The sequence below is a fragment of the Herbaspirillum sp. GW821-FHT09A12 genome (assembly GCF_059418325.1).
The window spans coordinates 49,409-61,709 of sequence record NZ_JBWKPR010000005.1 but is presented as its reverse complement, the minus strand read 5'-3'; the positions used below and the strand labels follow the sequence as shown (position 1 = coordinate 61,709).

General features: G+C 65.0%; 12 protein-coding genes. 4 read left to right on the top strand and 8 right to left on the bottom strand.

Annotation, left to right across the window (positions count from 1 at the left end):
- The first annotated feature begins 18 nt into the window (after positions 1 to 18).
- The 3 genes from AC07N6_RS13900 to AC07N6_RS13890 all read left to right on the top strand — a co-directional run bounded on the left by AC07N6_RS13900 (position 19) and on the right by AC07N6_RS13890 (position 3,006).
- On the top strand, positions 19 to 603 hold the full coding sequence (locus tag AC07N6_RS13900) for a flavin reductase family protein (protein ID WP_494782482.1): 585 nt from the start codon (positions 19 to 21) through the stop codon (positions 601 to 603).
- A 185-nt stretch (positions 604 to 788) separates the two neighbouring features.
- Positions 789 to 2,117, top strand: coding sequence for an MFS transporter (locus AC07N6_RS13895; protein ID WP_494782481.1), 1,329 nt, complete (start codon positions 789 to 791; stop codon positions 2,115 to 2,117).
- A 55-nt stretch (positions 2,118 to 2,172) separates the two neighbouring features.
- A complete protein-coding gene (locus AC07N6_RS13890) occupies positions 2,173 to 3,006 on the top strand; it encodes an isocitrate lyase/PEP mutase family protein (RefSeq protein WP_494782480.1) in 834 nt (277 codons plus the stop codon).
- Positions 3,007 to 3,024: 18 nt separating this feature from the next.
- Here AC07N6_RS13890 and ligK read toward each other — a convergent pair whose 3' ends face one another.
- From ligK to AC07N6_RS13860, 6 genes are all read right to left on the bottom strand, one after another.
- Positions 3,025 to 3,723: a 4-carboxy-4-hydroxy-2-oxoadipate aldolase/oxaloacetate decarboxylase gene (gene ligK / locus AC07N6_RS13885; RefSeq protein ID WP_494782479.1), complete on the bottom strand. Its 699-nt coding sequence runs from the start codon at positions 3,721 to 3,723 to the stop codon at positions 3,025 to 3,027.
- A 4-nt stretch (positions 3,724 to 3,727) separates the two neighbouring features.
- Positions 3,728 to 4,753, bottom strand: a complete 1,026-nt coding sequence (locus AC07N6_RS13880; RefSeq protein WP_494782478.1) for an amidohydrolase family protein — start codon at positions 4,751 to 4,753, stop codon at positions 3,728 to 3,730.
- 60 nt (positions 4,754 to 4,813) lie between these two features.
- A complete protein-coding gene (locus AC07N6_RS13875) occupies positions 4,814 to 5,851 on the bottom strand; it encodes a porin (RefSeq protein WP_494782477.1) in 1,038 nt (345 codons plus the stop codon).
- A 140-nt stretch (positions 5,852 to 5,991) separates the two neighbouring features.
- Positions 5,992 to 7,326 (bottom strand): C4-dicarboxylate transporter DctA, encoded by a 1,335-nt coding sequence (dctA, locus tag AC07N6_RS13870; RefSeq protein ID WP_494782476.1) that lies wholly within the window; start codon positions 7,324 to 7,326, stop codon positions 5,992 to 5,994.
- Positions 7,327 to 7,405: 79 nt separating this feature from the next.
- Positions 7,406 to 8,320, bottom strand: coding sequence for a substrate-binding domain-containing protein (locus tag AC07N6_RS13865; protein ID WP_494782475.1), 915 nt, complete (start codon positions 8,318 to 8,320; stop codon positions 7,406 to 7,408).
- Positions 8,317 to 9,183 (bottom strand): amidohydrolase family protein, encoded by an 867-nt coding sequence (locus AC07N6_RS13860; RefSeq protein ID WP_494782474.1) that lies wholly within the window; start codon positions 9,181 to 9,183, stop codon positions 8,317 to 8,319. Before AC07N6_RS13860 ends, AC07N6_RS13865 begins: the two co-directional genes overlap by 4 nt.
- A 135-nt stretch (positions 9,184 to 9,318) precedes the next feature.
- Between AC07N6_RS13860 and AC07N6_RS13855 the strand changes: the two genes are divergently transcribed.
- A complete protein-coding gene (locus AC07N6_RS13855) occupies positions 9,319 to 10,530 on the top strand; it encodes a LysR family transcriptional regulator (RefSeq protein WP_494782473.1) in 1,212 nt (403 codons plus the stop codon).
- Positions 10,531 to 10,551: 21 nt separating this feature from the next.
- On the opposite strand, the gene AC07N6_RS13850 is transcribed toward AC07N6_RS13855, so the two are convergent.
- Entirely contained in the window at positions 10,552 to 11,577 is a 1,026-nt protein-coding gene (locus tag AC07N6_RS13850) for an amidohydrolase family protein (protein WP_494782472.1), read from the bottom strand.
- A gap of 10 nt (positions 11,578 to 11,587) precedes the next feature.
- Positions 11,588 to 12,280 (bottom strand): RraA family protein, encoded by a 693-nt coding sequence (locus AC07N6_RS13845; protein ID WP_494782471.1) that lies wholly within the window; start codon positions 12,278 to 12,280, stop codon positions 11,588 to 11,590.
- Positions 12,281 to 12,301 lie beyond the last annotated feature (21 nt).

Here is a 12,301-nt window from a genome sequence, read left to right as displayed (position 1 = left end):
CAGACACAGGAGATTGCCTTGAACCACTTCCGCCCCGTCGAACTGCACCACGCCAGCCGCCTGGTCAACCACGGCCCGACCGTGCTGGTCACCGCCGCCCGTGGCGGACGGCGCAACATCATGGCCGCGGCCTGGTCGATGCCGGTGGAATTCACGCCGCCGCGCATCGCGGTGGTGATCGACAAGAGCACCTATACGCGCGAGCTGATCACCGCCTCCGGCGGCTTCGGCATCATCGTGCCGGGCGCGGCGCTGATGGACCTGACCTATGCGGTGGGCAGCGCAAGCGGGCGCGACATGGACAAGTTCGCGCACCACGGCATCGCCGCCGGCGCCGGCCCGGTGTTAGGCATGCCGACGCTGGAACAAGGCTGCGCCGCCTGGCTGGAATGCCGCTGGATCGAAGAGGCGCATACCGAGAACGCCTACGACACCTTCTTCGGCGAAGTGGTCGCGGCCGCCGCCGACGCCCGCATCTTCGATAACGGCCACTGGAATTTCACCGAAGAAAACGCCGGCTTGCACACGCTGCACCACCTGGGCGCCGGCAAGTTCGTCGTCGCCGGCAATCAGAAACAGGCCGCGCTCCCAGCAGGCAAGTAAGCTCGCCGTCCTTGCGCGACAGTCATCGGGAATGATGCCGTCATGTGGTAATACCTTTTTACCTTTGATGTGATCTCGTATAATTCCCAAGCCCGGAACCCTACAACAAACACACGTCCGGGCGCGGGCAGAAATGCGGCAAACGGCATGTCTGCCTGACCACCATCAAAAAACAAGGAGACAACATGTCCTACGCCAATCCGGCTGCCGCCGCGCAGCCGATGGACGGCGAATCCGCCGTCGGCCGCCGCGTCATCAGCAAGCTGCACCGCAAGATCGTCTGGTACTGCTTCTTCCTCTTCATGATCAATTACCTGGACCGGGTCAACGTCGGCTTCGCCGCGCTGACGATGAACGCCGACCTGGGGCTGTCGGCCAAGGTCTACGGGCTGGGCGCGGGGATCTTCTTCCTCGGCTACATCGCCTTCGAGATTCCCAGCAACATGATCCTGCACCGGGTCGGCCCGCGCATCTGGATCGCCCGCATCATGATCACCTGGGGCCTGGTCGGCTGCGCCATGGCCGCCATCGAAGGGCCGCTCAGCTTCTATGCGCTGCGCTTTTTGCTGGGGCTGGCCGAAGCCGGCTTCGCGCCGGGCGTGCTGCTGTACATGACCTACTGGTTCCCGAAGAAGGAACGCGGCAAGGCCGTGGCCGGCTTCATGCTCGCCACCGTGCTGTCCTCGGTGGTCGGCGCGCCGCTGTCGGGCTGGCTGCTCAGTTCCACCCACGGCTGGGCCGGGCTCTCCGGCTGGCAATGGATGTTCATCCTGGAAGGCCTGCCGGCGGTCATCATGGGCGTGGTCACGCTGTTTTACCTGGTGGACCGCCCCGAGCAAGGCAAGTGGCTCGACGCCGAGGAACGCCAATGGCTCACCGCCACCCTGGCGGCCGAGCAGCAAAGCAACGCCTCGCATGCCCAGCATGATTTCGCCACCATCTTCCGCGACCCGCGCATGTGGATCCTGACGCTGATCTACATGTTCAACGCCGTGGCGATCTACGGCGTGGTGCTGTGGCTGCCGCAGATCGTCAAGAGCCTGGGCGGCCTGAACAACTTCCAGACCGGCCTGGTCGCCGCCATCCCCTTCATCTGCGCCGCCGTCGGCCTGGTCCTGGTGGCGCGCAGCTCGGACCGCACCGGCGAGCGCAAGCTGCACACCGCCTGCGCCGGCCTGTGCGGCGGCGTGTTCCTGGCCGCCAGCGCGCTGTCGCCTTCGCCGCTGCTGGGCCTGGTGCTGCTATGCATCGCCGCCATGGGCTTATGGGCCACGCTGGGCGTGTTCTGGACGCTGCCCACGCAATTCCTGGCCGGCGCCGCCGCGGCCGGCGGCATCGCCATGATCAACGGCTTCGCCCAGATCGGCGGCTTCGTCGGCCCCTACCTGGTGGGCTGGATCCGCGAAAGCACGCAAAGCTTCTCGACCGCCCTGCTGGTGCTGGCGATGAGCCCGATCATCGGCTTCTTCCTGTGCCTGACGCTGAAAATGCGCAACGACAGGACCGGGCGTTAAACCACCCTGGCGCCGGACGCATGGCGGCCGGCGCCATTATTTTTGCGGGAACGACATGACAAGCACCTCATTGGCCCAACGCCTGCGCCAGCCCGGCATCGTGGTGGCGCCCGGCTGCCACGACGCGCTGGGCGCGCGCATCTACCAGCAGGCCGGCTTCGAAGCCGTGTACATGACCGGCAACGGCCTCTCGGCCAGCCTGCTGGGCGCGCCCGACATCGGCCTGCTCGGCATGAGCGAAATGGTGGAACGCGGACGCGCCTTCGCCGCCGCCGTCGATGTGCCGGTGATCGCCGATGCCGACACCGGCTACGGCAACCTCAACAACGTGGCGCGCACGGTGCAAAGCTATGAAGCCGCCGGCGTACAGGCGATCCACCTGGAAGACCAGGTCACGCCCAAGAAATGCGGCGCCATGAAGGGCCTGGCGCTGGTGTCGAAGGAAGAACATGCGGAGAAGATCCGCATCGCGGTGGCCACCCGCAAGAGCGCCGACTTCCTGATCATCGGTCGCAGCGACGCCCGCATCCCGCTCGGGCTGGACGAGGCGATCGCGCGCGGCCAGGCCTACGCCGCGGCCGGCGCCGACCTGGTGTTGCTGGAGATGCTGCAATCGGAAGAGGAAATGCGGCGCGCATTGTCGGCCATCGACGCGCCGCTGATGTTCAACGCGGTCGACGGCAAGACGCCGCCGCTGAACGCCGCGCAGTTCGAGCGCCTGGGTTTCCGCTTGCTGAGTTTCCCGATCTCGGCGACGCTGGCCTACACCCACATGATGCAGCGCCTGGCCGAACATATCCGCGCCACCGGCAGCGCCTTCGGTGTACCGTCGGGCTCGGTGGCGATCGCCGATTACGAAGCAGTGCTGGGGCTGGAGCGCTACCAATAACCATCGGCGCCCGCCGCTTCAGTCGATGTATTTGAGCCCGGCCGCGGCCAGCGGCTCTCGCATCTTGTACATGTCCAGCCCCAGCACGCCGGCAGCCAGTTTGGCGCGCTTGTCGGCTTCGTTGTTTTCCCGCGCCTCGGCGGCATCGGCCACCCGCTGCGCGATGGCCGCCGGCACCACCACCACGCCGTCGGCGTCGGCCACCACCACATCGCCCGGATTGACCAGGGCGCCGGCGCAAACCACCGGGATGTTGACCGAGCCCAGCGTGGCCTTGACCGTGCCCTTGGCGCTGATGGCGCGCGAAAACACCGCAAACCCCATTTGCTGCAAGTCCTTCACATCGCGCACGCCGCCGTCGATCACCAGACCCCTGGCGCCTTGCGCGCGATAGGACGTGGCCAGCAGGTCGCCAAAGAAACCGTCTTCGTTATCGGCGGTGCAAGCCGCCACCACCACATCGCCCGGCCGGACCTGCTCGGCCGCCACATGCAGCATCCAGTTGTCGCCCGGCTGCAGCAGCACGGTCACGGCGGTGCCGCACATGGCGGCGCCGGCATAGGCGGGACGGATATGGGTCTTCATCAGGCCCACGCGTCCCATCGCCTCATGGATGGTGGCCACGCCGAAGCGCGAGAGCTTCTCGACGGCTGCCGCGTCGGCGCGTTCAACATTGCGCTTGACGATGCCCAGTTGATTGATCAGGGGTGTGCTCATGTTTTTACAGTCCTTGGCTCTTGAGTGCGGCATCCAGTCGCGGATACACCCGGCGTGCATTACCTTCGAAGATCTTGCCGCGTTCCTCGTCGCTCAACGCCGCCGCCTGGATGTAGCGTTTGGTGTCGTCGTAGTAATGCCCGGTCTCCGGATCGATGCCGCGCACCGCGCCGATCATCTCGGAAGCGAACAGCACGTTGTCCACCGGAATCACCTTGGTCAGCAGGTCGATGCCCGGCTGGTGGTACACGCAGGTATCGAAGAAGATGTTGTTCAACAGGTGGTCCTGCAACAACGGCTTCTTCATCTCCTGCGCCAGTCCGCGGAAACGCCCCCAGTGGTAAGGCACCGCGCCGCCGCCGTGCGGGATCAGGAACTTCAGCGTCGGGAAGTCCTTGAACAGGTCGCTGGTCAGGCATTGCATGAAGGCGGTGGTGTCGGCGTTCAGGTAATGCGCGCCGGTGGTGTGGAAGCAGGCGTTGCAACTGGTGCTGACGTGGATCATCGCCGGCACTTCCAGCTCCACCATCTTCTCGTACAGCGGATACCAGGACTTGTCGGACAGCGGCGGCGAACTCCAGTGGCCGCCGGACGGGTCCGGGTTCAGGTTGATGCCGACGAAGCCGTACTCCTTGACGCACTTCTCCAGCTCGGCAATCGAGGTGCGGATATCCGCACCCGGCGACTGCGGCAGCATGGCCGCGCCGATGAAGTGCTGCGGGAACAGTTGCGCCACCCGGTGGCAGAGTTCATTGCAAATCGCCGCCCAGGTCTGGCTGGTTTCCAGGTCGCCGATGTGGTGCGCCATGAAGCTGGCGCGCGGCGAGAAGATGGTCAGGTCGGCGCCGCGTTGCTTCATCAGGCGCAACTGGTTGCCTTCGATCGATTCGCGCAGTTCGTCGTCGCTGATCTTGAGTTCGGACGGCCTGGGCCCCAGCGCCGGCGTCTTCAGGTTGGCGATCTGCCGGTTGCGCCAGTCTTCCAGCGCCTTGGGCGCCGTCGTGTAGTGGCCGTGGCAATCGATGATCATGCGGGTTCTCCTGATGAAAAAAAACGGCAGGCCGCCCACAGGGGACGACCACGCCGAAAACTAGAAGCGGTGGTTGATGCCGACGGTATAGGCCATCTGGTGCCCGACCCCGGCGGTGTTCAGGGTGGAGACGACCGCCGAGCGGTACTTGTTGTAGTCGGCCTCGACATACAGCTTGGTGCGCTTGGACAGGAAGTAGTCCAGACCGACGATGGTCATGTTCTTGCTCTGCGCCTGGTCGGTCGACACGGCGGTCTTGTAGAAACCGCCGGTCAGCTTGACGCGGTCATTGAAGGAATAGCTGGCGCCGCCGAAGATGTTGCGCGTGACGGTGTTGGCGATATTGGCCGGCATGTCGATGGTATCGATCATGTAACCGCCGGAGATGCCGAAGCTGCCGATCTTGTACGCGATGCCGGTCAGGTAGTAGTTCTCGTTGCGAAAGGCGGTGCCGACCTGGACGAAGCGCCGGTTGTAGGACGCGCCCACGGTCAGGTCGCCGGCGTAGTATTGCAGGCCCACGCCGCGCGCCGAGCCGTTATTGAAGCTGCCGGCATTCTCGCCGAAGGAGTTTTCCAGTTCCAGCTTGAAGCCGCCGAATTCGCCGGTGTATTTGAGGTCGTTGGAAAAACGCGTGCCGCTGGATGCCTGGGTCAGCGGAATCAGCGAGGTGTAGTTGAAGTGGAACGGATCGTAGTCCGCAATGAAGTCGTGGGCGATGGTGTACTGGCGCCCCATGTCGATGGCCCCGAAACCGCCCTTGATGCCGACGAAGGATTGCCGGTTGAACAGCGTGTTGGTGGTATTGTCGAGCGCGCCGGTGGCCAGGTTGAATCCGTTTTCCAGCAGGAAATGCGCCTGCATGCCGCCGCCCAGGTCTTCCGTGCCGGCGATATCAAGCTTGTTGGAACTGTTCCAGCCGTTGGTGCCCATGAATACCTTGCTGCCGCCGGCATGGTTGGCATTGGTCTGGTAGCGCACGCCGCCGTCGACGGTACCGAAGATGGTAATGCTGGTTTGCGCATGCGCCGCAGGCATCAACGGCGCGGAAATGGCGACAGCGGCGCAGGCAGCGCAAGTAAAGGCGAATTTTTTCATGAGTGATCTCCCCCGCATGCCCCAGGGCATTCGGTCTGGTTGGTTATTGGTTTATATTGTTTGCGACAGCCGGGCCGCTTGTTGTCCCGTTTTTTGTCCAGCTTGTTGCCGCCGGCCCGGCATTCAATGGCTGGAACGGGTCAGTGCCTGGCCGCCGCCCTGATGGCGACTTCGGGTTCGACATAACCCGCATCCAGTTCAGCTTGCAGCCTGACGCGATCGAGCGCCTGTTCCCACCTTGCGACGACCACGGTAGCCACCGCGTTGCCGGTGATGTTGACGAACACGAAGGCAGAAGACAGCAGGCGGTGCACGCCGAGGATGATCGCGATCGACGACACCGGGATCGCATTGGTCGCCGCCAGCGTCGCGGCCAGCACGGCAATGGCCGAACCCGCCACGCCTGCGCCGCCCTTGGACGTGATCAGCAGCACCATCAGCAGCCCGACCTGCTGCTCCCAGCCCAGTGCGGTATTGGTGGCCTGCGCCAGGAACACCGACACTGCGGCGAAGTAGAGGCAGGTGCCGTCATGGTTGAACGAATAGCCGCCGGGCAGCACCAGGCCCACCACCGACTTTTCGCAGCCCAGTTGCTCCAGCTTGCGCAGCAGTTGCGGGAACACGCTTTCGGATGAGCTGGTGCCCAGCACCAGCAGCAGTTCGGAACGGATATAGCGCATCAGCTTGAGCAGCGAAAAACCGCTGAAATGCGCCACCGGCCACAGCACCAGCACGAAAAACAGCAGGCAGGTCAGGTAGAACTCGCCCACCAGCTTGCCCAGCGACACCAGCGAGCCGACGCCGAACTTGCTGACGGTGAAGGCGATGGCGCCGTAGGCGGCGATCGGCGAGACCTTCATCGCCAGCCCGATGATCCAGTACACGCCCTGGGCGAAGCTGTCCAGCACATTGAGCATGGGCTTGGCGCGCTCCCCGGCGGCGGCCAGGCCGAAGCCGAACAGCACCGACACGAACAGGATCTGCAGGATGTCGCCGTTGGCGAAGCCCGAGACCATGGTCTTGGGGATCAGGTTGAGCAGGAAGGTGCTGGTCGAGACGAAGTGGTGCGCCTGCGTGATGTAGCTGTCGGCCGCGCCGGTGTCGAGCGCCTTGACGTCGATGTTCATGCCCACGCCGGGCTGCAGCAGGTTGATGGTGACCAGGCCGATCACCAGCGCGATCGAGGTGACCACCTCGAAATAGATCAGCGCCTTGACGGCCACCCGCCCGACCTTCTTCATGTCGCCGGCATTGGCGATGCCGCTGACGACCGAGCAGAAGATGACCGGGCCGACCACCATCTGGATCAGCTTGATGAAGGCATCGCCCAGCGGTTGCGAAGCCTTGCCGATGTCGGGCCAGTAATGGCCGACAACCACGCCGATGACGATGCCGGCCAGCACCTGGAAGGAAATGTCGCGGTAGAACGGTTTCCGGTTTTTGTGTCGCGGGACGGGTAGATCTTTCATGTCCACGTTGTGCTCTCCTCTCTAAGATGGTCTGATGGTTTCCATATCGCTCTTGTTGGCGACTTCGGAACGACAGGCGGCGCCGCTATGCGGTACCGCAGTCGTCGCCCAGGTAGTGCAGGCAATCGGCGAAGATTTCATCCACGCCGATCTTACGCGGCATCAATTGCTGCCGTTCGCAAAAACCGATGATCTGTTCCAGCGGGCCGCGCATCGCTTCCAGCCCATCCGGCAGGCGCCGGCGCAGCGCGACCGGATCGGCCACCGCATCCTTGCCCTGGCGCAACAGGCTGTAGACCGCGCGCACGCTGTCCGGCCGGGCCTCGGCCACGGCCCGGTGCATCACCGCGATGTGGTTGTAGGGCACGAAGCCGTGCTGCTCGTGCCACAGCTTGTCAGCTGCGACATGGTCGGGGATCAGCGGCGCGATGTCTTCATGGCTGGGCAGGTCGTTGCCGAAGACGGCGGCGTCGAGCTCGCCGTCCAGCAGCATCTGCAGCATTTCCTTGCCGTCCGGCGCGCGCGTGACGAAGGCCGGGTCCAGGTATTCCTGCAGGTGGCCGCCTTCGAAGGTGATCCACTCGATCTTCTCCGCCGGCACGCCATAGGTCTGGTCCAGGATGGCGCGCACCCACATGCCGGTGGTCTGGGTATAGGCGCGCACGCCGACCCGGGCGCCCGGCATGTCGATCACGCCCAGCGGGCCACGGCGCTTGTTGTAGACGATGCATCCTTGCTGCAGGCGCGCCGCCAGCACCGTGGGCAGCATGAGCAGCGGCTTGCCGTAGGCCCTGGCCTGCAGGTAGGTGACGATGGCCATTTCGCTCACGTCATACGCCTGGATGCGCGCCATGGGCGCAAAGGCGCGATGGATGGGTTCGATCTCCAGGCAGTCCAGGTGCAAGCCCGGAACCGTGATATCGCCGCGCATCAGTTTTTCGGTGTGCGGGTATTGCTTGAACGCTGCGCTCAGGTGCAGCACGCCGTTGTCCAGCTTCATTTGCCTGCTCCCATGCGCGTGAGCTCGGGATAGATGGCGCGCGCGGTGTCGCCGAAGATCCACTTCAGGTCGGCCTCGGACAGCATCGACAAGCCGGCCCTGGCTTGCTCCAGCAGCGATTGCAGCGAGCCCTCCGCCGACGGGAAGTTCGACCCCCAGGCGATACGGCTGGCGCCGAACGCCTCCAGCACCTTGGGGAAGAACGCCTGCGGCGTCGACAGGCCGCGCCCGGCTTCGGTAATGGTGCGGTTGGTCAGCTTGAGGTAGACGCCGGGATGGGCCGCCAGGTCGAACAGCGACTGCGCCGAGGCATACGGCGCACCGCCGGCCAGGTCGGGGCGCGCCAGATGGTCGAGCAGCACCCGCACCCTGGGGAACAGGCCCAGCATGCGCTGCAGCGCCGGGATCCCGGCCGCCGTCATCTGCAGGCAGATCGAGATATGGTTGGCCTGCGCGTATTCCCACACCGGATAGGAGCGCGGATCGTCCAGCCAGTTGGCCTGGCCGGGCATGGTGGTGCCGGTCAGGAACAGGCGCAGGCCGGACAAGCCCGCGGCCAGCCAGTAACGGAACTTGTCGAGCGCGTCCGGCGCCAGCACGTCGATGGAAAACACGCCGCAGAAACGCTGCGGATGGGCGGCCACCGCGTCGACCACGTAGCGGTTGTCGTTGCCATAAGCGGTGGATGCCTGCACCACCATCGCATGCGCGATGCCGGCCGCATCCATCGACGCCAGCAGGCTCTCGAAATCCGCCGGACGGTGCGCCGACCAGTCCGACTGCTTGCCGCCGACCGGCGCCAGCGGATAGCGCTCGTGGTCCGGCGAAATGGCGTGGGTATGCGTATCGACGATGTCGTACATTGTTAAGCTCCAATATTTCCTTGCCTTGAAAAGTAGGCCAAGTGTATTGAAGCTGCTCGAATTTAACTAATTTCATCTACGCCTCATTCCATAAATTTATATTAAGCTTAATAACCTGGAACGAGCGAGAAACATATGCCTGACGAGAATTTGCGCTTGCGCCGCCTGGCGCTGTTCGATGCGGTCTGCCGCGAAGGCGGCATCAGCCACGCGGCGGCGGCGGTCGGCCTGACGCAACCGGCGGTCAGCCTGGCGATCAAGAAACTGGAGGAAGGTTTCGGCGCGGTGCTGTTCGACCGCGGCTATGGCGGCAGCGACCTGACGCCGGAAGGCGCCCTGCTGCACCGGCGCGTACGGCGCATGCTGGAACAGATCGAGGCTGCGGTCGCCCAATTGCTGGCCGGCGCCAGGTCGCGCACGCACGACGCCGCCGCAGTCTGCCGCCACCTGACCGATGCCCAGGTGCGCTGCCATATCGCCATCGCGCAACTGGGCTCGGCGGCGGAGGCCGCGCGCCATCTCGGCATCTCGCAGCCGGCCGTGCACCGCGCCGCCCGCGAACTGGAAGCCACCGTGGGCGCGACGCTGTACCGGCGCCGCGTGCACAGCGTCGCCGCCAATCCCGTGGGCATCGAATTCGCGCGGCGCCTGGGCATCGCCTTCAATGAAATCAGCCAGGCCGCGGTCGAACTGGTCGCCGCGCGCGGGCTGGCCAGCGGCCAGGTATCGGTGGGAGTGCTGCCCTTGCTGCCGCAGCGCCTGCTGGCGCGCACCATCGGCCGGCTGCAGGAAGACTATCCGAATGTCGCCGTCACCATCCGCGAAGGCGCGCATTCACGGCTGTTGGAGGATCTGCGTTTCGGCAAGCTGGACATTATCGTCGGCGCGCTGCGCGAGCCGCGCCTGGAAGGCGGCGTGACGGAAACCGGGTTGTTCACCGATCCCTACGCCGTGGTGGTGCGCCGCGGCCATGCCCTGGCCAGCCGCAAATCGATCTCCAAAAAAGACCTCACCGCCTATGGCTGGGTAGTGCCGCAGCAAGACATGCCGCGCCGCACGGTGGTCGAACAGATGCTGGCCACCCTGCCGCAGCGGCCGCGCGTGGTGGTCGAGACCAGTTCATTGGCGATGATGATGGCCATGCTGGAAGAAAACGACTGCATCTCGCTGCTCTCGCGCTCCCACATCCTCTACGGCAACTACCGCAACGACGTGGTGGCGCTCAACATCGTCCCGCCCAGGGCCGAACGCACCGTCGGCTTCACCACCCGTGCCGACTGGCTGGCCACGCCGGTGCAGCAGGCGTTCATCGAGCATTTGCGGGAGCAATGCCGGATTGACCATTGAAACGGCGCAGACCGATCGGGCTCAGGCCCCTATGCGATACACCTCTTGCGCGCACGCGCTGAAAAGCGCGGTGCGCTCCGGCGCGGACAGCGCCATCGTCAGGCGCTTGAATGCATTCCATAAGCTGACGTAGCCGAACATCCCCTTGTCCACCGGGAAATTGCTTTCGAACATGCACCGCTGCGGCCCGAACAGGTCGATACAGCACATCACATACGGCCGCCATGCCTGCGCCAGTTCGGCCGAGGTCGGCGGCGCGGCGCGCAGATGGAAGTCCCAGCCGCCCACCGGCATGCCCAGGCCACCCAGTTTCAGCCAGACATTGGGCAGCGCCGCGATCCTGCGCATTGCCGCTTCCCACTCGCGCATCACCTCGTCGCGCTTGCCGGCATAGGGGCCGGCGCCCAGCGGTCCGCCGGCATGGTCGAGAACGAAACGGGTATCGGGACAAGCCTGGGCCAGCGCCAGCACTTCATCCAGCTGGGTGTGGTAGGCCCAGATATCGAGCGACAGATCGTGCCGGGCCAATTGGCGCGCGCCCGCCTGGAAACGGGGATCGGCAAGCATGCCCGGCGGCGGCGGGATGGGGTTGGTCCGAATGGCCGGATCGGCATGCCATGCGGTGGTATTGCGGATGCCGCGCAGGCGGCCGTTCCCTGCCTGTTTCAGGGCTTCCAGCACCGGGACAACGTCATCCCCCAGCATCAAATCCGCAAAACCCACGATCGCGGCGCAGGCGCGCGCCGGACCATACAGGCCGGAAGCCGATTGCGCCGCCAGGCCGTTGATGAATTCCACCTCGCCGACCGGCTTCATCCGCTCCGGCCCGTCGGCGCGATACATCGAACGGCATTGCACGAAGATGCTGGCGATGACATTGTGGCCGGCGCCGATATCGGCCAGAAATTCGTCAAACAGATAGCGCCCGCTCGCCCGATCCCAGATGTGGTGGTGGGCATCGACGATGGGCAGGTCCGGTTCCAGCACTTCTTCGCGCGTCAGCGCGAGCCAATCCTCCCGCACATGCAAGTGCGGGGAAGATTGCATGGAAGGCGTCTCAGCCATACGCTTTGGCCGGGACGAACTCGCAGCCCAGCTTGACCAGCGAGGCATCGACCCAGCCGCGGTCATTGCTGCCGGCGACGATCGCCGCCATCTGCTCGGCTTCGGCATCATTCTTGGCCTTGGCTGCCGCATAGACGGCGCCGATGTCGCCGTAGGCCACGCACAGCAAGCCGTCGCTGTCGCCCACCACCAGGTCGCCCGGCTCGATCACCATGCCGTCGATGGCGATGGGCACGTTGATCTCGCCCGGGCCGTCCTTATACGGGCCGCGATGCGTCACGCCGGCGGCGAATACCGGGAAGCTCCCGGACTGAATGGCATCGAGGTCGCGCACGGCGCCATTGATGACGATGCCGCCCAGCTTGCGCCGGATGGCGTGGGCCACCATCAGCTCGCCGATGATCGCATTCGAGAGGTCGCCGTCGGCATCCACCACCACGATGTCGCCCGGCTCCGCCATATCGAGGGCCTTGTGCACCATCAGGTTGTCGCCGGGGCGCGACTTCACGGTGAGCGCGGCGCCGGCCAGCTTGCCGCCGCGATGCAGCGGGCGCAGCCGAGGGCCGCCGGCGCTCATGCGCGACATGGAGTCGCTGATGTTGGCCACCGGGATGGCCGAGAACTTTTGCACGATCTCATCGGCCACCTTGCGCTGGCGTTCGAGAATCCGGAATCCTGCTGTCATTGTCTATGCTCCTTGGAAAAC